The 22,709-nt window shown below is 65.9% G+C and carries 19 protein-coding genes; 1 reads left to right on the forward strand and 18 read right to left on the reverse strand.

Annotated elements, in window-relative coordinates; all coding sequences use genetic code 11:
* Window positions 1-169: 169 nt before the first annotated feature.
* The 8 genes from ABIB26_RS04850 to ABIB26_RS04885 form a co-directional block, all read right to left on the reverse strand.
* Window positions 170-301, reverse strand: a complete 132-nt coding sequence (locus ABIB26_RS04850; protein ID WP_354240103.1) for an MFS transporter small subunit — start codon at window positions 299-301, stop codon at window positions 170-172.
* A 1-nt stretch (window position 302) separates the two neighbouring features.
* Entirely contained in the window at window positions 303-1,697 is a 1,395-nt protein-coding gene (locus ABIB26_RS04855) for an OFA family MFS transporter (protein WP_354240420.1), read from the reverse strand.
* 154 nt (window positions 1,698-1,851) lie between these two features.
* Entirely contained in the window at window positions 1,852-4,305 is a 2,454-nt protein-coding gene (locus ABIB26_RS04860; RefSeq protein WP_354240105.1) for a Tex family protein, read from the reverse strand.
* Between the two features lie 184 nt (window positions 4,306-4,489).
* Window positions 4,490-5,341 (reverse strand): amino acid ABC transporter ATP-binding protein, encoded by an 852-nt coding sequence (locus ABIB26_RS04865; protein ID WP_502913623.1) that lies wholly within the window; start codon window positions 5,339-5,341, stop codon window positions 4,490-4,492.
* Complete coding sequence (locus tag ABIB26_RS04870) at window positions 5,334-5,987, reverse strand: amino acid ABC transporter permease (protein WP_354240106.1); 654 nt, start codon at window positions 5,985-5,987, stop codon at window positions 5,334-5,336. The genes ABIB26_RS04865 and ABIB26_RS04870 overlap by 8 nt, the downstream gene beginning before the upstream one ends.
* 87 nt (window positions 5,988-6,074) lie before the next feature.
* On the reverse strand, window positions 6,075-6,872 hold the full coding sequence (locus ABIB26_RS04875; RefSeq protein ID WP_354240108.1) for an ABC transporter substrate-binding protein: 798 nt from the start codon (window positions 6,870-6,872) through the stop codon (window positions 6,075-6,077).
* Window positions 6,873-6,919: 47 nt separating this feature from the next.
* On the reverse strand, window positions 6,920-8,239 hold the full coding sequence (gene hisD / locus ABIB26_RS04880; protein WP_354240110.1) for a histidinol dehydrogenase: 1,320 nt from the start codon (window positions 8,237-8,239) through the stop codon (window positions 6,920-6,922).
* A 214-nt stretch (window positions 8,240-8,453) separates the two neighbouring features.
* On the reverse strand, window positions 8,454-8,921 hold the full coding sequence (locus ABIB26_RS04885; protein WP_354240112.1) for a nucleoside deaminase: 468 nt from the start codon (window positions 8,919-8,921) through the stop codon (window positions 8,454-8,456).
* Window positions 8,922-9,094: 173 nt separating this feature from the next.
* On the opposite strand from ABIB26_RS04885, the gene ABIB26_RS04890 reads away from it, so the two are divergent.
* Window positions 9,095-12,739: a TM0106 family RecB-like putative nuclease gene (locus ABIB26_RS04890; RefSeq protein WP_354240114.1), complete on the forward strand. Its 3,645-nt coding sequence runs from the start codon at window positions 9,095-9,097 to the stop codon at window positions 12,737-12,739.
* 129 nt (window positions 12,740-12,868) lie between these two features.
* Here the strand turns inward: ABIB26_RS04890 and ABIB26_RS04895 are convergent, their stop codons facing one another.
* The 10 genes from ABIB26_RS04895 to ABIB26_RS04940 form a co-directional block, all read right to left on the reverse strand.
* Complete coding sequence (locus ABIB26_RS04895; protein ID WP_354240116.1) at window positions 12,869-13,651, reverse strand: triose-phosphate isomerase; 783 nt, start codon at window positions 13,649-13,651, stop codon at window positions 12,869-12,871.
* 82 nt (window positions 13,652-13,733) lie between these two features.
* Window positions 13,734-15,083, reverse strand: coding sequence for an MFS transporter (locus ABIB26_RS04900; protein WP_354240118.1), 1,350 nt, complete (start codon window positions 15,081-15,083; stop codon window positions 13,734-13,736).
* A gap of 110 nt (window positions 15,084-15,193) precedes the next feature.
* Window positions 15,194-15,322: a hypothetical protein gene (locus tag ABIB26_RS04905; RefSeq protein ID WP_354240119.1), complete on the reverse strand. Its 129-nt coding sequence runs from the start codon at window positions 15,320-15,322 to the stop codon at window positions 15,194-15,196.
* A gap of 12 nt (window positions 15,323-15,334) precedes the next feature.
* Window positions 15,335-16,102: an SDR family NAD(P)-dependent oxidoreductase gene (locus tag ABIB26_RS04910; protein ID WP_354240121.1), complete on the reverse strand. Its 768-nt coding sequence runs from the start codon at window positions 16,100-16,102 to the stop codon at window positions 15,335-15,337.
* 37 nt (window positions 16,103-16,139) lie between these two features.
* Window positions 16,140-17,150: a 3-hydroxyacyl-CoA dehydrogenase family protein gene (locus tag ABIB26_RS04915; RefSeq protein WP_354240123.1), complete on the reverse strand. Its 1,011-nt coding sequence runs from the start codon at window positions 17,148-17,150 to the stop codon at window positions 16,140-16,142.
* Window positions 17,151-17,152: 2 nt separating this feature from the next.
* A complete protein-coding gene (locus tag ABIB26_RS04920; protein WP_354240125.1) occupies window positions 17,153-17,635 on the reverse strand; it encodes a ribose-5-phosphate isomerase in 483 nt (160 codons plus the stop codon).
* A complete protein-coding gene (dhaL, locus tag ABIB26_RS04925; protein WP_354240127.1) occupies window positions 17,632-19,389 on the reverse strand; it encodes a dihydroxyacetone kinase subunit DhaL in 1,758 nt (585 codons plus the stop codon). Before dhaL ends, ABIB26_RS04920 begins: the two co-directional genes overlap by 4 nt.
* 102 nt (window positions 19,390-19,491) lie before the next feature.
* On the reverse strand, window positions 19,492-20,496 hold the full coding sequence (locus ABIB26_RS04930; protein ID WP_354240129.1) for a sugar phosphate isomerase/epimerase family protein: 1,005 nt from the start codon (window positions 20,494-20,496) through the stop codon (window positions 19,492-19,494).
* 149 nt (window positions 20,497-20,645) lie between these two features.
* Complete coding sequence (locus ABIB26_RS04935) at window positions 20,646-21,356, reverse strand: GntR family transcriptional regulator (RefSeq protein ID WP_354240130.1); 711 nt, start codon at window positions 21,354-21,356, stop codon at window positions 20,646-20,648.
* Between the two features lie 251 nt (window positions 21,357-21,607).
* Complete coding sequence (locus ABIB26_RS04940) at window positions 21,608-22,678, reverse strand: alkene reductase (RefSeq protein WP_354240132.1); 1,071 nt, start codon at window positions 22,676-22,678, stop codon at window positions 21,608-21,610.
* Window positions 22,679-22,709 lie beyond the last annotated feature (31 nt).

The following is a 22,709-nucleotide window of genomic DNA, read 5'->3' on the forward strand; positions in this document are numbered from 1 at the left end:
CAACGTGCGGCCGGCCGGCCGGCCGGTGGCTCCGGGTCTCGTCGCGGGTCTGGCGCGGCTCAGTAGCCGCCCACAATGGTCCGCAGCAGGTACGGCAGTTGGAATTGGTCCTGGCTGGCACACACGAGCCGGGCGGCGCGAGCGGCCGAGGACACCTGTCACCACGGTGTCAGCCAAACAGGGCTGCCACCCGGGTAAGCGTCTCGTACACGCCGTAGGCGAGCGGCACCCCTACCAAAGCCCACGCGGTGGTCAATTTTGCGGTGGACGGTTTTCCGGGTGAAACGTTTGCTGCACTCATCTCAAGCCTCCAGGGCGGGTTCTTCGGACCGGACGAGGTCCGGGCGGGGTTCGTGGAAGCGCGCATCCACCGGCTTGACCAGGATGTTGGCCACGAAGCCGATCACCAGCAGCCCCACCATGGTCAACAGCGCGGGCTGGTAGGACGCGGCGTTCAACTGCCCCGGCTTGCCCTGGGCGTCCAGGAAGGCGTTGACGATCAGTGGTCCGGCGATGCCGGCCGCGGACCAGGCCGTCAGGAGCCGGCCGTGGATGGCCCCGACCTGGAAGGTGCCGAAGAGGTCCCGCAGGTAGGCCGGGACGGTCGAGAAGCCACCGCCGTAGAAGGAGATGAACACAAAGGCCAGGAGCACGTAGAGGGCCGTGGTGCTGGAACCGGCCAGCGCCAGCACGGTGTAGAGCACGGCACCGACGCCGAGGTACACCATGTAAATGCGCTTGCGGCCGGTCACGTCCGAGGTCGCGGACCAGGCGAAGCGGCCGGCCATGTTGCCGATGGAGAGCAGCCCGACGAAGCCGGCGGCGACGCCGGCGCTGACCAGGGACACGCCGTCGGACTGGCGGAAGAAGTCCTGGATCATCGGCGCGGCCTGTTCCAGGATGCCGATTCCCGCCGTCACGTTGCAGAACAAGGCGATCCAGACGAGCCAGAACTGCCTGGTCTTGACCGCGTTCTTGGCCGAGACGTTGTCTGTGGTGACGAGTTTGGAGGCCTTGACCCTGGACTGGTCGAAGCCCGCCGGCTTCCAGCCCTCGGCGGGGACCTTGATGGTGAAGGCGCCGAAGAGCATGTAGGCCAAATAGACGACGGCGAGGGTCAGGAAGAGCTTGCCGACCGAGTCGCCGCTGGCCACCCAGCCCTTGGCGCCGGAGTTGGGATCGTACATCTTGAGCAGTGCCGTAGAGACCGGGCTGGCGATCAGCGCGCCACCACCGAAACCCATGATGGCCATGCCTGTGGCCAGGCCTGGACGGTCGGGGAACCATTTGATCAGCGTGGAGACCGGGGAGATGTAGCCGATGCCCAGGCCGATCCCGCCGATGAAGCCGTAGCCGAGGTAGACGAGCCAGAGCTGCCCGCTGAAGATGCCGAGGGAGCCGATCAGGAAGCCGCTGGCCCAGAACACGGCCGAGGTGAACATCGCCTTGCGCGGGCCGTTCCTGTCCACCCAGGTGCCCATGATGGCAGCCGAAAGGCCCAGCATCACGATCGCGATGGAGAAGATCACTCCGATCTCCGTCAGGCTGGCGCCGAAGTGCTTCACCAGCGCCGTCTTGTAGACACTCGTCGCGTACGCCTGTCCGATGCACAGATGCACAGCGAGCGCTGCGGGAGGCACCAGCCACCGGTTGAATGCGGGTGGGGCGATGGTTCGTTCGCGGTCCAGCCAGCGTATAATTTGCTCCCTTGCTCGTGAACGACCTCGGTGCCAAGCGACATAGAGGCGAACGGCCTGTATTTGGGCCGTTCGCCTCCGGCAAGCATGGTGCAGATCGTCAGCAAACGTACTAGTTATGCGCCAAGCGGTAGCTTTTCGGCGATATGCGGTTCTACTTGCCGAGTCCGGCCTTCCAGAGAGCCTCTGCCATCGCCGTGTTGGCCGAAGCCGGTGCGGGCCGAGTCTGCCTGGCTGCCGCCTGCTGCTTGGCGGGCGATTGCTGTTTGGCGGGCGCCTGCTGCTTGGCGGGCGTCTGCGGCCGCCCGCTCGCGCGCCCCCCCGAAGCGCGGCCCCCCGAAGAAGGTGCGCTGCCTCCGGAACCTGCCGGTTCGTCGTCGAGCCTCAAGGTCAGCGAGATGCGCTTCCGTTCCGGCTCCGCCTCCAGCACCTTGACCCGTACCACCTGCCCGGACTTGACCACCTCGCGGGGGTCGGAGACGAAGCGGTTGGCCAGTGCGGACACGTGCACCAGTCCGTCCTGGTGCACGCCGACGTCGACAAACGCGCCGAATGCCGCCACATTGGTCACCGTGCCCTCCAGCACCATGCCGGGCCTGAGGTCGGAGATCTTCTCGATCCCTTCCGAGAACGTTGCCGCCGCGAAGGCCGGCCGCGGGTCCCTGCCCGGCTTCTCCAGCTCCGCGATGATGTCCTGCACGGTGGGCAGCCCGAAGGACCCGTCCACGAAGTCCTGCGGGTTCAGCGCCGAGAGGTTGCCGCCCGCCGGACCGTTCGTGGCCGCCGCCTTGATCTTCCGCGCCACCGGGTAGGCCTCCGGGTGCACGCTGGAGGCGTCCAGCGGCTCCACTCCCCCGCTGATCCGCAGGAAGCCGGCGCACTGCTCGAACGCCTTGGCGCCGAGCCGCGGCACCTTCTTCAGCTCGCTGCGCTTGGCGAAGGGGCCGTGCTCGTTCCGGTACGCCACGATGTTCTCGCTCAGCAGCGGCCCGACGCCGGCCACCCGGCTCAGCAGCGCGGGCGAGGCGGTGTTGACGTCCACGCCCACCGCGTTCACGCAGTCCTCGACGACGGCGTCCAGGCTGCGGTCCAGCTTCGCGGCCGTGACGTCGTGCTGGTACTGCCCGACGCCGATCGACTTCGGCTCGATCTTTACCAGTTCCGCGAGCGGGTCCTGCAGCCTCCGGGCGATCGAAACGGCGCCGCGCAGGGACACGTCCATGCCGGGCAGTTCCGCCGCGGCGAGCGCCGACGCCGAGTACACCGAGGCGCCGGCCTCGGACACCACGATTTTCTGCGGTTTGTTCCCGGCGTCAGTACCTGTCGCCGTGAGCTGCTTGAGCAGCTCGGCGGCGAGCTTGTCCGTCTCCCGTGAGGCCGTGCCGTTGCCGATCGCCACGAGCTCGACGCCGTGCTTACTGGCCAGGCCCACGAGGGTCCGCAGCGCCTCGTCCCACTTCCGGGCCGGGGCGTGCGGGTAGATGGTGTCCGTCGCGACCACCTTGCCGGTGCCATCCACCACGGCGACCTTCACCCCGGTGCGCAGTCCCGGGTCGAGGCCCAGGGTGGCGCGGTTCCCGGCGGGGGCCGCCAGCAGAACGTCGCGCAGGTTCGCGGCGAACACCCGCACGGCCTCGTCCTCGGCGGCGGCGAACATCCGGCTGCGAAGGTCAGCGGTCAGCCGGGCCAGCACGCGTGAGCGCCAGGCCAGTTGCGCGGTCTGCAGCAGCCAGGCGTCGGCGGGCCGGCCGCGGTCGGCCACCCCGAGGAACCGGGCCACGGCGGCTTCGTATCGGCCGCGCGCGGCGGTGAGGGCGGCGTCGTCGTTCGGTTCAGCCTCGGCGAGATCCAGCTCGAGTGCCCCGTCCTTTTCTCCGCGCAGCAGTGCCAGGACACGGTGCGAGGGCATTCCGGCGGGCTGCTGGGAGAACTCGAAGTAGTCCTTGAACTTCTGGCCCTCGGCTTCCTTGCCCTTCTTCACGCGGGACACCATCCGGCCCTGGGTCCACAGCCGCTCCCGGAGCGTGGCGGCCAGGTCGGCATCCTGGGCGACGCGTTCCACCAGGATGGAGCGGGCGCCGGCGAGCGCCGCGGCCGGGTCCCCGATCGAGTGTTCGGCGTTGAGGTACTTGGCGGCTTCGCGGTCCGGGTCCAGTTCAGGGCGCTTGAGCAGGGCGTCGGCGAGCGGTTCCAGTCCGGCTTCGCGGGCGATCTGCGCCTTGGTGCGCCGCTTCGTTTTGAACGGGAGGTAGATGTCTTCCAGCCGGGATTTGGTGTCGGCGCCGACGACGGCGGCCTGCAGTTCCGGGGTCAGCGCACCCTGGGCTGCGATCGCTTCGAGGATAGTCCGGCGGCGGTCCTCGAGCTCGCGCAAATAGCGCAGCCGTTCCTCCAGCTCACGGAGCTGGGTATCGTCCAGCGTTCCGGTCGCCTCCTTCCGGTAACGGGCGATGAACGGCACGGTGGACCCGGCGTCGAGCAGGTCCACGGCGGCCTTGACCTGCCAGGCTTGGACGCCGAGTTCGCCGGCGATCTGTGTATGGATCGCGGAATCCGGGGTTACTGGGGAAGTGTAAGGGCCCTGCGGGATTTGGTTCACCCAGAACATTTTGCCTTACCCGGCCGCCGACGGCTGCATGATCGGCCACCGATTGGGTCTACCAAGCCTGCGACATAAGTGACGTAGTGGCAGCCGAGCAACCAACGGAGGCGGCATGGTAGCCCCGCGGGACTTTGACGTCGCCACACAGATGCTTCTGGGCATGGCGGCAGAAATGGCCGTGGAACTTGGGTCAGCTGTCTGTAGACTCCCTGGGGATGATTCCCGACCGGCTGAGGAGGGCCTTGGTCTTGGGATGTTGGGGGCGGGTGAAGATGGCTTCCGGCGGCCCCTGCTCGACGATGACGCCTTGGTCCATAACGACGATACGGTCCGCAATTTCCCTGGCGAACTGCATTTCATGGGTAACGATAACCATGGTTGTTCCCTGCTGGGCGATTTTCTTGATCACCGCAAGGACCTCCCCCACCAGCTCGGGGTCCAGCGCGGACGTCGGTTCGTCGAAGAGCATGACGCTGGGTTCCATGGCCAGGGCACGCGCAATGGCGACGCGTTGCTTTTGACCGCCGGAAAGTTTGCTCGGATAGTTTTCCATCTTGTCGCCGAGCCCCACCAATTCCAACGTGGGTATGGCGATTTCCCGGGCTGCCGTCGCCGACAATTTCTTGACGTCGCGGAGCGGCGCCATGACGTTGCCGAGTGCGGTCTTGTTCAGAAACAGGTTGAACTGCTGGAAGACCATTCCGATATCGGTGCGTTTTTTCGCGGTGATGGACGCTTTCTCGCTGATCAGTTCCCCGTCCTTCTCCTCGTAGCCGATGAGATGGCCGTTGACATAGATTCTCCCGGCTTCGATGGTTTCAAGTTTGTTGATACAGCGTAATAGCGTGCTCTTGCCGGATCCGCTGGAGCCAAGAATGGCGACGGTTTCGCCGCGGTGGACCGTTAGATCGACCCCCTTGAGTACTTCGACTCGTTTCTGCACGTGGGCCCGGCCTGTGAGTCGGCTCCACAGTGGACGCTTCGTTTCGGAGACGAAGGTTTTGTGTACGTCGCGAACGTTGATGATGGTGTCGTCAGCCACTGGAGCGTGCCTTTCGTTCAAGCACTACCACGACCCGCGAGAGTGGGAGGCTGATTATCAGATACAGAATGGCCGCAGCGGTGTAAATGGCCGTGGTTTGAAACGTCTGGCTGTTGAGGATATTGGCCGTCTTCAGAATTTCCGTAACTGCGATTACCGAGGTGAGTGCGGTGTCCTTGATCATGGCGATGAAGTAATTTCCGATCGGTCCCATGGAGACGACGAACGACTGGGGAATCACGACCTTCCACAGTGTCTTGGTTGGCGTGTATCCGAGCGATAGCGCGGCCTCGGTCTGGCCGTGCTCAACCGACAGGATGGCAGACCGGAACACCTCGGACAGATAGGCCGCATAGTTCAGCCCGAGGCCCAGGATGCCGGCCGGGACCGGCTCGATTTCGATTCCGATACTCGGCAGCACGAAGAAGATGTAGACCAACTGCACCAGCAACGGGGTTCCCCGGATGACCTCGAGGTAGAAGGTCGCGATGCCGCGAAGGATTTTGATGCTGGAGATTCGCGCCAAGGCGATCAGCAGGCCCAAGGCAAGGGCCAGCACCATGGCTCCAAGCGCCAGTTGCACAACAACGGGTACAGCGACAAGTAGCGCGGGGAAGACGGCAAGGGTGTTGTTTATGAAGTCCATGAAGGGGTCCCTAGCTTACGGGCGTTGCAGGGCCGGCGGCCGCCGGCGTCGTTATTCCGCAAGACTGGCCGCCGGTGGTGCATGAATCTACTTGGCTGCGTTGGCTTCGGTCAGTCCGTACTTCTTGAGGATTTCAAGGTACTTCGGTGATTTCTTCAGGTCTGCCAGTCCGGAATTGAGGTCGTTCAGCATCTGCGTGTCGTCCTTGCGGACACCGGCACCGATGATGCCCGGGTAGAACGGCTTGTATGGCGTCACGAGCTTCAGCTTCGGATTCGGTTTCTGCACGAGGCTGTACCCAACAACTGCACTGTCCGTGAATACAGCGTCAACCTGCTTGTTCTCAACCGCTGCAAGCAAAGCCGCCTGGGAATCGAAGAGCTTCACCTGGCTTCCTCCGAGGCTGTCGACGAGGTCCTTGAACACGGTACCGGTCTGGGCGCCGAGCACCTTCCCCTTGACGTCATCCCGGGAGGCGAGAGTGGAATCCGCCGGAACCACCATTGCCTCGCCCTCGGTGTACCAGGGGTCGGTGAAGTTGATCTGTTTCTTTCGGTCATCGGTGATGTACATGGCATCGACGATGACGTCGGCTTTCTTCGCTGAAAGTGCGGCGATCAGTGTGGCGAACTCGGAGGTGAAGACCTTAACCTTCCATCCCTTGTTGGCAGCGATGGCGTTGATCATCTCCCCGTCAATGCCCTTGAGTTCGCCGCTTGCCTGGTCGGTGAAGGAAAAGGGGGCGTCGTTCGAGGTGGCGATTGTGATCGTCTTCTGTTCCCCGCCGCCGCTGGCGCTACCGGTGGATGAGCCGGAGCCGCACGCGGTCAGCGCCAAGGCAACCACGACGCCCATGGGTATCAGAGCCCTGAGTCGCTTGCTCATTTTGATCGAACTTTTCATTATGGTGCCTTTGATATAGGGGGACGGTACTAGCGGTTGAAACGATTGAGTCTGAGCATCGCCGTGACTTTGTGGGCTTCCATGCCCTCGAACGCGGAAATCTCTGAAACGTAACGGGCCAGTTGCGGAGTAGCCTCCCTCTCGACCCGCTGGAACGTCAGCGGCTTGAGGAACCTGGCTACGGACAGACCCGCCGAGGACCGTGCGCCGCCACCGGTGGGCAGCACGTGGTTGGTGCCGGAGATGCCTTTGTCCGAGTATGCGACGGTGGACCATGGCCCCAAGAAAATGGAGCCATAGTTCTTGAGGTTCTCGTGGTAATAGTTGTCATCGACGGTCTGGATTTCCAGATGCTCCGGAGCCAGCAGATCCGTGATTTCCACGGCGGTTTCCCGATCATCGGCAACGTACACCGTGCCAAAATCGCGCCAAGCCGGACCGGCGATGTCCCGGGTGGCCAGCGTTTCCAGTTGCTTTTCGATGTGGCCGATGACTTCCCCACCCAGGGACGCCGATGTGGTGACCAGGGATGCCGGTGACTGCGGACCATGTTCGGCCTGGCCCAGCAGGTCTGCTGCAACGAGTTCCGGATCCGCGGATTCGTCAGCGATTACAGCGACCTCGGACGGCCCTGCGAGAAGATCGATGCCCACCCTGCCGAAGAGCTGGCGCTTGGCCTCCGTAACGTAGGCGTTACCGGCTCCGACGAGGATGTCCACGGGTTGCTCGCCGAGCAGTCCAAATGCCATGGCGGCAAGTGCCTGCACGCCTCCGATGGCGAATGCCCTATCAACCCCTGCAAGATAGGCGGCATGCAGAACCGCGGGATGCCCACCGGTGGGGCTGGTGGGCGGAGTGCACGCGATGACGCTGGGAACGCCCGCCGCTTTGGCAACGCCCACGGTCATGAAGGCGCTTGCGAGGATGGGGAAGCGCCCGGCAGGAAGGTAGGCGCCAACCCGGGGAACGGGAATGTACTTCTGCCCTACCACGACGCCCGGCAGGACTTCCGTCTCGAAGTCGGTCAGGCGTTTTCGTTGCTCGAGGGCAAACAGGCGGGTGCGCTCCGCGCCGACGCCCAGTGCTTCACGGAGTGCAGGAGGGAGCCGGTCACCGGTTTGAGCCAATTCAGCGTGGCTGATCTCGACGTCGTTGCCTGTCCAGCCGTCGAGTTTCCGCGAGTATTTAAGAACGGCGTCCAGGCCGTTCTTCTCGATGTCCGCGAGCATTTCGGAAACGGATCGAATGACTTCCGGAATGCGTTGAGCAGCGACGCCTCCGATTGCGGGTTCCTTAAGCGCGATGAAATTGCCCCGGATAAATGCCTTGTCGGCCTCGCCGATCCACATCACGAATAACCTGTTCTTGAGTTACGCGCAGGACACCCTTGAGTATTACGATGCGCCTATACGTAGCTATGCGCAATACACCCAGTTGCTAGGATTTCGGGCTTGCCTGACGAGCCCAGCACTGTTCCCGGGCGAGCCATCTCGCCGCCCTGAACCGCCGCGGTGAAGAGGCGGGAGCCACTGTGACGCAACACGTCGACAGCACAACTAAGGGCTACTCGGCGATGTCCTCTGCCCAAAGCTCGGGGTGATCGCGCTGGAAGCGGAGCATCATGTCGATGCAGCGCTGGTCGTCCAGGACCACCACCTCCACGCCGCGGGAGCGCAGGAACTCGAATTCTCCCGGGAAGGTCGTGGCCTCGCCCACCACAACTCGCGGGATGTTGAACTGGATGATGGTTCCGGTGCACATCGCACACGGGGCAAGGGTGGTGCAGAGCGTGGTGTCCCGATAGCTCTTCTGCCGCCCCGCGGCCCGGAGCGCCGACATCTCCCCGTGCGCGATGGGGTCGCCGTGCTGGACCCGCTCGTTGTGCCCGCTGGCAATCACTTCGCTCCCCCGGGCCAGCGCCGCGCCAATGGGGATGCCGCCCTCGCTGAGGCTCTCCTCGGCGGCCCGGACAGCGGATTCGAACGCGGCCGCGTCGAAAGTGGGGCCGGAATTGGGGGCGCCGGACCCCAAAGCCCATCCCCATGCCCCCGCATCTGCGCATATCCCTGCTTGGGCCTATGCCCGGCTTGCGCCATACCCGCGCCTGGAGTCGGAGCCCAGCCGGCGGTCAAATTGTCGGCGGGCTTTGATAGCTTGGCAGCAAGACATCAACGGCAACGGCGGCCAAAAACAACGGGGGCACAGTGTTTTTTCTTGAACCGGAAGTTCCAGGTCCCGCACCGGACTTGGTGTTCTCTGCGAGCGATCTCGTGGTGGCGGCGAGCTGCGAGTACCAGCTGCTCCGGAAGCTCGATGAGAAGCTGGGCCGCTCGCCGAAGGCCGCCTTCGAGGATGACGAGATGCTCAAGCACGCGGCCAAGCTCGGCGACGTCCACGAGCACCGGGTGCTGAAATCGTTCCTCGACGAGTTTGGCGCGTGGGATCCGGCCACCGGCCGCGGCGTCTACGACGTCGTCCCGGCTGAGGCCATGGACCGCCCCACCCTGCTCGCGAAGCATTCCGAGTCCATCGACGCCCTGCGCTCCGGCGCCGATGTTGTCTTCCAGGCCGCCTTCTTTGACGGCCAGTTCCACGGGCGCTCCGACTTCCTGGTCCGGCAGGCCGACGGAAGCTACGCCGTGTTCGACACCAAGCTGGCCCGCCACGCGAAGGTGACGGCGCTGCTCCAGCTTGCGGCCTACGGGGACCAGCTCCTGAAAGCCGGAATCACGCCGGATCCGGCCGTGACGCTGGTCCTCGGCGCCACGGTTCCCCTGCCCGGCGGCGGCTTCGACTACGTGCGCAGCCACCACAAACTGTCGGAGATCCTGCCGGTGTTCCGCGAACGTCGGGAGCGCTTCCTTGCCCTCACCGCCGGGCACATTGCCCAGCCCGGGCCCGTGCGCTGGGGCGCGGCCGGCATCACCGCCTGTGGCCGCTGCGACTACTGCCAGGAGATGGTCAAGGCCACCGACGATCTGCTGCTGGTGGCGCGGATGAACTCGGCACAGCGCAAGAAACTCCACAACGCGGGCATCTTCACCGTCAAGGAACTGGCTCAGGCCAGCCTTCCCGCAGCGAACGCCTCGCTGCTGCGCCTGCAGGACCAGGCCCGGATGCAGAGCGGGACCGGCGGTGCCGACGGCGGCGTCCGGTACGTCAAGGATGGTGAGGAGCATTCCCTCCGTTACGCGGTGGTCCCGGGGAGCACGCTGGCCGAGCTCCCGCCGCCCAGCAAAGGTGACATTTTCTTCGACTTCGAGGGCGACCCCCTCTGGCAGGAAAGCGCCACCGGGATCTGGGGGCTGGAGTACCTGTTCGGCGTCGTCGAAGCACCAACCGAAGCCGGCACCCCCGGACTGTTCAAGCCGTTCTGGGCCCACAGCCGGGAGGCCGAAAAGCAGGCGTTCCTGGATTTTCTGGCCTACGTGGAGAAGCGCCGGCAGGATTACCCGGACATGCACGTCTACCACTACGCCGCGTACGAGAAAACTGCCCTCCGCAAGCTCTCCGTGATGCACGTGGCCGGCGAGGACACCGTGGACCAGTGGCTCCGCGACGGCCTTCTCGTGGACCTCTACCAGACCGTTCGGAACAGCATCCGCATCTCCGAGAATTCATACAGCATCAAGAAGCTCGAGCCGCTCTACATGGGGCAGAACCTCCGCTCCGGGGACGTGAAAGACGCTGGAGCTTCCGTGGTTGCCTACGCCCACTACTGCGATGCGCGCGACGACGGGCGCCCCGAGGAGGCGGCTGCAATCCTCACGGGCATCTCCGACTACAACGAATACGACTGCCTGTCCACGCTGGAGCTCCGGAACTGGCTCCTGGGCCTGGCACAGGAACGCGGGATCAGGCCGGGCGGCGACGTCGCGTCCTCAGCCGCGTCCAAGGCCACCGACATCAGCGCGGACTCCGGGCCGGGTTCCGCGGAACTGGACCCGCTCGAAGTGGCGCTGGCCGAACTGGCGGGTCCCGCCGTCGGACTGTCCGAGGACGACCGGAAGGCGGTTTCGATGCTGGCGGCGGCGGTCAGCTATCACCGGCGCGAGCGCAAGGCCTTCTGGTGGGCGCACTTCGACCGCTGCGAGACCGGCCCGGACACGCATCATCAGCAGGATCGCAACGTTTTCCTGGTCGAGGACGCGGTAGCGCTGGAGAACTGGTGGAAGGACGGTGCCAAGCTTCCGGAGCGCCGCGTCAAGCTGATCGGCACCGTCAGTCCGGGCTCCGACCTGCGCGAGGGCAGCACCTGGTTCCGCATGTACGAGCCCCCGCTCCCGGCCGGGCTCGAGGGCACGGGCATTGACGGGACCGGCCGCAATGGCTGGTTCGGGACCGAGATCCTCGAGCTCGGCCACGAGGATGGGAAGGACACCGTCGTCATCCGGGACAAGCTGCGCAAGAACATCGAACCGTATTCCCAGGTGCCGATCGCCTTGACCGAAGACCAGCCGATCCAGACCAAGAGCCTCGAGGAGGCGCTGGCGGTCTTGGCCGACGAAGTCGCCGACGGCTTACGAACGGCACTCAACGCCGGCGGCGGGGATGAAGGCACTCTCCGTGCTGCTTTTCCGCGCCATCCCGCCCTGGATCTTGTCCGGCGCGTACCACCGCGACTCGCCACGGGCCGGCCCTTGCCTACGCCCGCCGACGGACCGGACCGTTACATCGACGCCATCACTGAAGCCGTCGGCGCCTTGGACCGCTCCTACGTGGCGGTCCAGGGGCCGCCCGGCACCGGCAAGACCCATGTGGGCTCGCACGTCATTGCCCGGCTGGTGGAGCGCGGCTGGAAGGTCGGCGTCGTCGGCCAGTCCCATGCGGTGGTGGAGAATCTGCTGAAGACCGCCGTGACCAAGGCCGGCGTCGACCCTGCCGTGGTCGCCAAGGAAGTGAAACACGCAGAGCCCCTCCCCTGGGAGCAGCGTTCGGCGAAGGATGTGGCGCGCCTGCTCAGCTCGCCCGGCGGGGCGCTGGTGGGCGGTACGGCATGGACCATGACGGGCTCTTCGGTGCCCGCGGGCTCGCTGGATTTGCTCGTCATCGACGAGGCCGGCCAGTTCTCCCTGGCCAACACCCTGGCGGTGGCGCAGGCCAGCAGCCGCCTGCTGCTGCTCGGCGATCCCCAGCAGCTGCCGCAGGTCAGCCAGGGTTCGCATCCCGAGCCCGTGGACGACTCCGCCCTGGGCTGGGTTTCCGCCGGTCATGCCACGCTTCCGCCGGAACTCGGGTACTTCCTGGCCGACTCGTGGCGGATGACCTCGGAGCTGTGCCGGGCCGTCTCCGAACTCTCCTATGAGGGCAAGCTGCGTTCAGCCCCTGCCGCCGACCTCCGGCGGCTCGATGGAGTTCCTGCCGGGATCGAGACCGTCATGGTGGAGCATGACGGCAACATCACGTTGTCGCCCGAGGAGGCCGCCGAAGTAGTCCGCCAGGTGCGGCGGCATCTGGGGCTGAGCTGGCATTCAGAGCAGGGCTCACGGCCGCTTCAGGCCGCCGACATCCTGGTGGTGGCGGCCTACAACGCCCAGGTCAACGTGATCCGCGAGGCGTTGGACGGTGCTGCCCTGTCCGGAGTCAGGGTGGGGACGGTGGACAAGTTCCAGGGCCAGGAAGCCGCGGTGGTGATCGTGTCCATGGCCTGTTCGGCCGTGGCCGAGGCTCCCCGCGGGATGGAGTTCCTGCTCTCGCGCAACCGGATCAACGTGGCGGTCTCCCGGGGGCAGTGGCGCGCGGTGATCGTCCGCGCGCCGGAACTGACGAACTACCTGCCCACGCATCCGGAGGGCATGGAGCAGCTGGGCGGGTTCATCGGCCTGTGCCAGCGTTCGGTGGCGTCCTGAGCGTCGCGGCCTAGCCCGTGGGACATGCCCATTCTTAGACTCCCGCAGTGGGCATAGGGGTGTTCTGCCCACTGTTCATGACCAGAGTGGGACATGTCCATCGGTGGCGGGGTCCGCCGCGGGGAAGCCTTAGGCCAGCAGGAGGGCCTCATCCAGCACTGTGCCGAAATTCGCCGGATCGTGCGCAAAACGGCCCAGGAACAGGCCGGAGACACCCTCGAGCGTTGGCAGCAGTCCGGGTTTGGCCGAACCGCCGTAGATGACCGGCAGGTCCTGCAGCCCGGCCGCCGCGAGGCGGCCCCGGAACTCCCGGACGACGTCGGACACGTAAGTGGCCGCGGCGGGCTCGGCCGCACCGATGGCCCAGACGGGTTCATAGGCAACGGTGAGCCGGCCGGCGAGGTCCCAGTCGCCGTCGACGGCCGACTCGATCTGCCGGTACACAAAGTCCGCGGCGGCGGCAACTGGCTGGCCGCCGTCGTGCTCCCCGACGCACAGCAGCGGCGTCAGCCCGGCGTCATCCGCCGCGCGGACCTTGAGGGCAACCATGGCATCGTCTTCGCCGAAGTGCTTCCGGCGCTCGGCGTGGCCGATTTCCACGAGCCGGACCCCGAGTTCCGCGAGCATCGACGGGGCCACCTCCCCGGTCCACGGGCCGTCCGCCCAGCCGCAGTTCTGGGCGCCGAGCAGCAGCGGCGAATCTGCCAGAAGCGCGGCTGCCGCAGGCAGAACGGGGAAGGAGGGGATGACAAACGGGACAACCCGCCCGGCCGCGAGGGCCGGACGGGTGTCCACTTCGTGCCGCAGCCGCTCCAGCCAGTCCAGGCTGTCCCGGTAGCCGAGGTACATCTTGGTGCTGACCCCCACGAGGATGCGGGTGCTGGGGGTCTGGCTGGCTGGAGTCTGCTGCATTGTTGGTGCTTTCTGCTGGACCGCTGGGCTGCTGGACCGCTGGGCTGGGCTATCGGGCAGCCCGTGGGCCTGGCGGGTTGGGTTACTGCTCCAGGAGTTCGTCGGCCTTGTTCTTGAACCGGCGGGTGGCGAACATCATGGCCGCGGCCAGGAAGGGGAGCACGCCCAGCGCGTAGACGCCCATGGTGCCGGTATCGGATGCGGTCATCTGATTCACGGACGTCCGCAGGATCGGGGCCACAAAACCACCCAGGTTGCCGAGCGAGTTGATCAGGCCGATGCCCGCAGCCGCGGCCGTACCGGTGAGGAACGCCGTCGGGTAGGACCAGGCGATGGGGCCGATGGAGAGGAAGCTGCACACGGCGAGGGTGATGAAAATGATGCCGAGTGCCGGGATGTGGTTCGCTCCAGCCCATGCGGAGCCGAAGATGCAGAGACCGGTGGAAATGAACAGCCCGGTGGCCCACATCCGGCGGCGGACGACGGTGTTCGCTGCCCGGCCGATGAAGTAGCAGGCGAAGATTCCGAAGAACCACGGGATGGCTGCCATCAGGCCGACGGCGAGGCCCACCTTCTGACCGGTCAGCTGCGCCACCTGCTGCGGCAGGTAGAACGTGACGCCGTACACGGCGATCTGCAGGCAGAAGTAGATGACCGTGAAGTACCAGACCTTGCCGTTCTTCATGGCGGCGAGGACGCCGCGCGGGCCGGACTCTTCCTTAACGGTGTCCTCGAGCGCCATGACCTCCAGGAGCGCGCTCTTCTCCTCCTTGTTCAGGAACTTGGCCTCCTGCGGGCTGTTGATCAGGAAGAAGTACGCTGCAATGCCGGCGAGGACCGCCAGCGTGCCTTCGACGAAGAACATGACCTGCCAGCCCTGGACTCCGGGCACCTGGTCGCCGATGTTGATCAGCCAGCCGGACAGCGGGGCGCCCATCATCTGGGAGAACGGCTGGGCCAGGTAGAAGATGGCGAACATCTTGACGCGGACCTTGTTGGGGAACCACGCGGCAAGGAACATGATGACGCCCGGGAACAGCCCGGCCTCGGTGACACCCAGCAGGAACCGCAGGATGATGAAGGACGTCTCGCCCTGGACGAACGCGAAGCACGCGGACACGATGCCCCAGGTGATGGCGATGCGGGCCAGCCACACCTTGGCGCCGAACTTGGTCAGGAGCAGGTTGCTCGGGATCTCGAACAGGGCGTAGCCGATGAAGAAGATCCCGGCGCCGAGGGCGTAGGCGCCGGCGGTGATGCCCTTGTCCACTCCCAGGGCCGCTTCGGCGAAGCCCACATTGGTGCGGTCCAGGAAGGCCACCACATAGAGGATCACCAGCATGGGCATGAGCCGGCGGGATGCCTTGGATATGGCCGATTTCAGTACCGGCGTATCCAGGAGATCCCTGGTGGACGTTGTCGCTACGGACATCAAAACTCCTCATTGAGTGAATCAGGTGAGTAGATCAGGTGGGGCAGAACGGAGGTAGGACAGGTGCGTTGAACAGGCAGTGATTTTTCTAGCGTGAAAAAGTGATTTTTCTAGCGTGAAAAAGCGATGATCATTATCCCGGCCAGGCAGGCCAGGATCCCGACGGCGAGGTAGATCTTCCGTCCCTTGCTCCACGACGCGAAGCCGGAGGCAGCGGGCGGTTGGGTGTGTTGGGGCACGATTCTTCTTCCTTAGTGCATGTAGAGTCCGCCATCCACATTCAGCGTCTGGCCGGAGATGTATCCGGCGTCCTCGCTGATGAGGAAGGCGATGGCTGCTGCGATGTCCCGGGTGGAGCCAACGCGGTTGACCACGAGGTCTTTGGTGAGTTCGTCCTTGCGTTCCTCGCTGAGGGTGCCGCCCATGATGTCGGTGTCGATGGGGCCCGGGGAGATGGCGTTGACTGTGATGTCGTACTCCCCCAGTTCGCGGGCCGTTGCACGGGTCAGGCCGATCACGCCCGCCTTCGCCACCGAATACGGCGTCTTGGAGAACGTGCCGCCGCCGCGCTGCGCGGAGACGGAGGAGATGTTCACGATGCGCCCGATCCTGTTCTTCACCATGGATTCGGCGACGCGGCGGGTGGCGTAGTGGACCCCGTTGAGGTTGATGTTCAGCACGCGGTCCCATTCGGCGGCGTCGAGTTCAAGGTAGGGAACCGGGGAGCTGACGCCGGCCACGTTGGCGAGCGCCACGATCTGCGGCAGTTCCGCCTCGATCGCATCGATCGCTGCACGGACCGAGGCTTCGTCGGAAACGTTGGCGCCGGCGCCGAAGGCCTTGACCCCGTGCTCGGCGGCCAGTTCCTTGGCTGCTGACTTGCACCGGGCGTCATCGAGATCGATGATGCCGATGTTCCAGCCCTGCGCCGCCAGGTAGTTGGCGGTGGCGCGGCCGATGCCTCGCTCGGACACGGCGCCGGTGATGATCGCCGTGCGTTCTGCGGGGAAAGTGCTCATGGGAATGCTCCTGAAGTGTGGAAGTGAACGTTGGAGATCAGTTGATGGGGGCGGGACCAAGCTCGTCAATGAGCTTCTGCATGGCCACATACGCCTTGTTCCGGTAGGCGATCAGTTCCGGCGTGCGCTCGGCCGGGACGTTGAGGAAGCCGGCTCCGGTCTTGGTGCCCAGCTTTCCAGCCTCCACCAGCTCGGTGAGGATCTTCGGCGTGGCGAACCGTTCCGGGAATTCGGTCTGCAGGGACTTGTAGCAGAAGTTGTAAACATCCAGCCCGGCCATGTCGGCAATGGCGAACGGGCCGAAGAACGGCAGCCGGAAGCCGAACGTGGTGCGGACCAGCGTGTCCACGTCCTCCGCCGTCGCGATCTCCTGCTCCACCAGCTGGGCGGCCTCGTGGAACAGCGCGTACTGGAGGCGGTTGAGCACGAATCCGGTGACGTCCTTGACGACGGCGGTCTGCTTGCCGGCCGCGTGGACCAGTTCGCGGACGGCGCCGACCGTGGCCGCCGACGTGCCGGCGTGAGGGATGATTTCCACGCCGGGGATGAACGGTGACGGGTTGGAGAAGTGCACGCCCAGGAACCGCCCCGGGTTGGTGACGGGCTCGGAGAGGTCCGCGATGGAGATCGTGGAGGTGTTGGAGCCGATGATGGCGTCCGGCCGGGCGGCGGCGCTGATCCGGGCCAGCGTCTGGTGCTTGATCGCGATGACTTCGGGGACGGCTTCTTCGATGAAGTCGGCGTCGGCCACGGCTTCCTCGATGTCCTTGGCGGCCCAGAGGTTCCGCTTCAGGATGGCGGTGGAGCCTTCCGGGAAGAGCCCTGCGGCCACGAATTCGTCCGATTCGACCAGCAGCCGCTCGTAGTTCTTCCGCGCCACTTCGGCGGACACGTCCGCCAGCGCCACCCGGGCACCGCCGAGCGCGAGGACCTGCGCGATCCCGCCGCCCATGTAGCCGGAGCCGACGACGGCGATCTTGCGGGCCGCGTTGATGGCGCCTGCGGTCTCGGTTGAAGCTGCTGCTGCTGTGCTTGCTGATTCGGTCATGTTCAGACTGCCTTCGTGTATTCGGGTTCGTACGAGCAGATGGCGTCCACCTTGGCGGCGGAGGAGGAGTTTTCATCGAAGCGGTGGCTGAGCCATTCGCCCACGAGCTTTTTGGCGAGTTCCAGTCCGATGACGCGCTGCCCCATGGTGAGGACCTGGGCGTTGTTGCTCAGGACCGAGCGTTCCACCGAGTAGCTGTCGTGCGCGGTGACGGCGCGGATGCCGGGCACCTTGTTGGCTGCGATGGCCACGCCGAGGCCCGTGCCGCAGATCAGCAGCGCCCGGTCGGCTTCGCCCTCGGCGACTTTCCGTGCGGCATCAACGGCCACGTGCGGGTAGGCGGTGGAGTCGTTGGCCCCGACCCCGACGTCCTGCACGGAGGCCACCCGGGGATCCGCCTCGAGCAGCGCCTTCAGCGCGTTCTTGTATTCGACGCCGGCCTCATCGTTGCCGATGACGACGCGCCAGCCTGTTGCTGTGCTCATGCCTGTGCTCCTTGCTTTGCCGGTTCGGGGTTAGCGAGCCGGCTTCCGATGTGTGCTGAAATCCGCGCCGCGATCAGTGCGAACGAAACCGCGCCGGGGTCCGGGTGTCCGAGGCTCTTTTCGGCCAGCGGCCGGGCGCGGCCCTTGAGGGGACGGAGGCCGGCGGTCTGGTCTGCGGCGGCCCGGGCGGCGGCCGCAGCCGCAGCGAGCGAGGCACCTACCGGGGCGCCGCCGTCGGACGCGGTGAGGAAGGCGTCGCGGAAGGGCAGCAGCGCGTCCACCATGGTCTTGTCCCCCGGCTCCGCCTTGCCGAGCTCGGTGATGGCGTCAACGAAGGCGGTGACCGCGGCGACTGCGTCCTCGCCGCTGTAGCTGTCCCGGTTTCCCAGGGCGAGTCCGGCGGCGATGAGCGCGGACCCCCACAGTGCCCCCGAGGTGCCCCCCGCGCGTTCGCTCCAGGCCTCCCCCGCGGCGGTCAGGACCCGCGACGCCGAGGCGCCGCCGTCGTTCGCCGCCGCCTGCTGAGCGGCGGCGACTGCCGCGTCCACGCCGCGCCGCATGCCGATGCCGTGGTCGCCGTCGCCGGCGATCGCGTCCAGGCGGCCCAGTTCCTCTTCGTGCTCGACGACGACGTCCCGCACCTGGGCGAGCACTTCGACTGCCTGCCGGCCGAGGTCCGCCGCTGCCGGAGTGGGCCGTTCCGCCTCGGCTGTTTCGGCGGCTACCGGACCGGCGAATTCTCGCCGGTCACGGGGTACCAGGTTGCCTTTGCGGAACGCGGGGGTGTCGGCGGGCGCCGCCCAATACTGCTCGAGTTCCTCGTCCAGCCAGAGCAGGGTCAGGGAGAGCCCGGACATGTCCAGGCTGGTGACCAGCTCGCCGCATTCCGGTTCCACCACGGTGAGCCCGGCCGCGACGAGGAGCTTTTCGATCTTGCCGAAGAGCAGGAACAGCTCGTCGTACTTGACCGTGCCGAGGCCGTTGACAATCGCGACGACGCGGTTGCCGGCACCCTCCGGCTTGTCGGCCAGCAGTTTGGTGACGAGCAGTTCGGCGAGTTCGGAGGCGGTGGGCATCGGGTGTTCGGATATCCCCGGTTCGCCGTGGATCCCCAGGCCCAGGGACATTTGTCCCGCCGGGACGTGGAAGAGGGGTTCGCTGGCGCCGGGCAGGGTGCAGCCGCCGAACGCCACGCCGAGCGAGCGGGTGCGGTAGTTGGTCCTGATGGCCAGCCGTTCGACGTCGTCGAGGTTCAACCCGGCCTCGGCGGCGGCGCCGGCGATCTTGAAGACCGTCAGGTCACCCGCAATGCCGCGCCGCATGTCTATCTGGTCCAGCGACGCGCTGGCGATGTCGTCGGTGACCAGGACGGTGCGGGTCTCGATGCCTTCGGCGTTGAGGCGCAGCTGGGCCTGGCCGAAGTGCAGGACGTCCCCGGCATAGTTGCCGTAACTCAGCAGCACGCCGCCGCCCGCGTTCGCAGCCTTAGCCACCCGGTAGACCTGCCCCGCCGCGGGGGAAGCGAACATGTTGCCGCAGGCCGATCCCGCGGCCAGGCCCGGCCCCACGAGTCCGGCGAAGGCCGGATAGTGCCCGGAGCCGCCGCCCACCACCAGGGCCACCTGGCCGGCAGGGACCTCGGTGGAGCGGACGACGCCGCCGTCCACCCGGGCGACGTAGCCGCGGTTGGCCGCGACGAAGCCGTCCAGTGCCTCATCCGCAAAGTCAGCGGGGTTGTCGAAGATCTGGGTCATGGTTCCTCATAGAATCCGTTGTGGAGAAGTGCTGCTGGAGAAGTCGTGCTGGGCTGAGTCAGACGCCGGCGGGGTTGGACCCCAGGGGTCAGACGCCGGGGGTCAGACGCCGGCGAGTTCCGCCGTTGCCGGCTGCTGCCGGCCCTGGGCGACCTGGCTCCGGCCGAGGGCGTAGCCGTCCGTCTTCGGCAGGATCTGGCGGCGCAGGTAGTCCTGGTTGCTGGCCGTGACGGAGAGGCCGTCGCCGCCGTAGTGCTCGGTGCACAGGATTCCCTGGAAGCCGACGGACAGGGCAATCTTGAACGCCTCGCGGTAGTTGATGAGGCCGGATTCCATCGGCGCGGGCATCGCCACGTACGTATCGCGGGCCACGTCCTCGTCCCGGATGTAGTTCTTCATGTGCCAGTAGTTCGAGTACGGCAGGGTCTTCGCGACCATGTCGCGCCAGTCCTCGATGGGGCGGTGCAGGCGGATCAGGTTTCCGATGTCCGGGTTCAGGCCGACGTTGGCGAGGCCGATGTCCTGGACCAGCTGCACGGACGAATCTGCGGTGCCGAGGTAGGTGTCCTCGTACATTTCGAGCGAGAGCAGGATGCCGGCGTCCGCCGCGTGCCGGCCGAGTTCGCGGAGGCGGGTGACGGCCTTGCCCCAGGTTTCCTTGTCGCCCACCGGGTCCTTGTGCCCTTCGACCGTCCAGAACCAGAGCTGCTTCTGCTGCTCGGCGGTGAGTGCCTGGTGCAGTCCGAAGGAGACCACCTCGCAGCCAAGCTCGGCGGCGGCGTCGATGGTGCGGTGGCTGTAGGCCAGGTTGGCTTCCCAGTTGCCTTCCTCGATAACGCTGCGGCGGATGGCGGAGATCACGGGAATGCCGATGCCCGCGTTCTCGGCGGTCTGCTTGAACTCTGCGAGCCGAGCGGAGCTCAGGTCGCCGGGACGGACCCAGCTGTCCGTGAGGTCGGCGTCGGCGAATCCGGCTTCCTTGACTTCCTGCAGGACCTCGGCCCAGGCGGAAGCGGGCGCGTCGTTGATGTGGTTGCCCTGCGCGTCGACGCCGGGGAACTGCAGCAGCGCCGCGGTGATGGGCCAGTTTTCAGCTGTGTAAGCCATGGGTGTTCACTCCTTCGTGGAATCCTGTTTCCTATAGGATTTACTATCGAAGAGATGTTGTCAAGATCACTTCCGGGATTGCGGGGAACAATCAAAGATCCTATATGGAAAACGGAACGGTGTGAAGGGGACGTCTGGCGGTGTGGAAATTAGCCCACGGGAGCATCGGCGATGGCGCGGCCGCGCACCTTCCGGACGTGGTCAGCCATGGCTTGTTCCGCTTTCTCCGGGTTGCCGGACGAGAACGCGTCCAGCACGGACTGATGCTCGGCGATGGCATGCTCCGCGTCCGTGATGCCCACTCCCCCAAACAAGCGGAAGCGCTGGACCTGTCCGCCGAGGGCGGCGTAGGCGGCAGCCAAGAACTGGTTGCCGGTCTGTTCTGCGATCAGCCGGTGGAACCTCTCGTCGGCCTCCAGATAGTCACGGTATTCGGCGAACGACGGACCCCTTGGCGCGTTCTTGAGATCGCCCACCGCCTGCCCCAGCTCGGCAAGGCGCTCCGGCGTAAGCCGGGCGCACGCGAGCCGGGCATTCACGGGCTCGATCGCGAGGCGCGCTTCCATGAGTTCGGCAAAATCTTCCCGGGTGAAGACCGGCGCAACCCGGTAACCCTTGAGCGCCACGCGGCGCACCATTCCGGTGTGCTCCAGACGCGCGAGCGCTTCCCGTACGGGCGTCGGGGACACATCGAGTTCCCTGGCGGTTCCGTCAATACTTACCGCCGTTCCGGGTTCCAGCCGACCGTCCATCAGCGACGCTAGCAATTCCTGATAAACGTGGTCGGCGAGGACCTGCCGGCTGACGGTACGGCCTGCGGGGCGCCCCTCAGGGCGACTGCCGGGGGAAGCTAGTTGCATGTTCAAATCCTATAGGACTGGCTGCCGCGGAGCTCTCGGGCAAGACCGGCGGGACATGCCCATTCCCTAATTCCGAGCCCGCGGAACATGCCCATTCTTAGGCTCCGCACCCACGGAATATCCCCTTTCTTAAACTCCGCACCCACGGGACATGACCATTCTTAAACGCGAACAGTGGGCAGAATGGCATTCTGCCCACTGTTCGTGGCGGCGGCTGGACATGTCCAGCCGCGAGGACCTGTTTGCCGGTCCTAGTTTTGGTAAGCAGGGTAGTCGGTGTAGCCCTGTGCGCCCTCGGTGTAGAACGTGGACGGGTCCGGCTCGTTGACCGGGAGTCCTTCACGCCACCGGCGGACCAGGTCAGGGTTGGCGATGGCGGGGCGCCCGACGACGACAGCGTCAGCGTAGCCGTCGGCGACGAGTGCCTTGGCTTCCTCGCGGGTGGTGACGACACCGAAGCCCGTGTTCAGCAGGAGGGTTCCACCGAAGCGGGCGCGCAGATCCTGCACCAGCGCGCTGGTGGGTTCCTTGTGCAGGACACTCAGGTAGGCGAGCTTCAGGGGTGCCAAGGCATCCACGAGGTGGGCGTAGGTTTCCCGGACGTCCGACGCGTCACGTTCGGTTGTGCCCTGGACGTTGTGCTCGGGCGAGATGCGGATGCCAACGCGGTCCGCGCCGACCGCGTCCACCACGGCTTGGGCCACTTCAATGACGAAACGCGCCCGGTTCTCCGGGGAGCCGCCATAGATGTCGCCGCGCTGGTTGGCGGATGGAGCAAGGAATTCGTGCAGCAGGTAACCATTGGCGGAGTGCAGCTCGACGCCGTCGAACCCTGCCGCTATCGCGTTACGGGATGCCGTGACGAACTCCTGGACGATGGCAGGCAGTTGGTCGGTGGTCAGCGCGTGCGGAACAGGGAATGACTTCTTACCCTCGTAGGTGCGGGTCTCGCCGTCGACCGCGATAGCGCTGGGCGCAACCACCTGGTGACCGCCGGTGGTGTCCTCATGGGTGACGCGTCCGGCGTGCATGACCTGGGCGAAGATGCGGCCGCCCTCGGCGTGGACGGCGGATGTGACGTTGGCCCAGCCCTTGAGCTGCTCCTCGGTCACCAGGCCGGGCTGGCCCGGGAAGCCTCGGCCTGCGTGGCTGGGGTACGTGCCCTCGCTGACGATCAGGCCGAGCGAGGCGCGCTGGCGGTAGTGCTCCACAACCAGCGGACCGGGGATCCCTTCCTGGCCGGAGCGGACGCGGGTGAGCGGCGCCATCACGAGTCGGTTGGGCAGTTCCAGCTCGCCGAGGGTCATCGGGGAAAACAGCATGCGCAGTTCCTTTCACAATGGATTGGTTCAC

The organism is Arthrobacter sp. UYEF20, assembly GCF_040546335.1.
GTDB lineage: Bacteria > Actinomycetota > Actinomycetes > Actinomycetales > Micrococcaceae > Arthrobacter.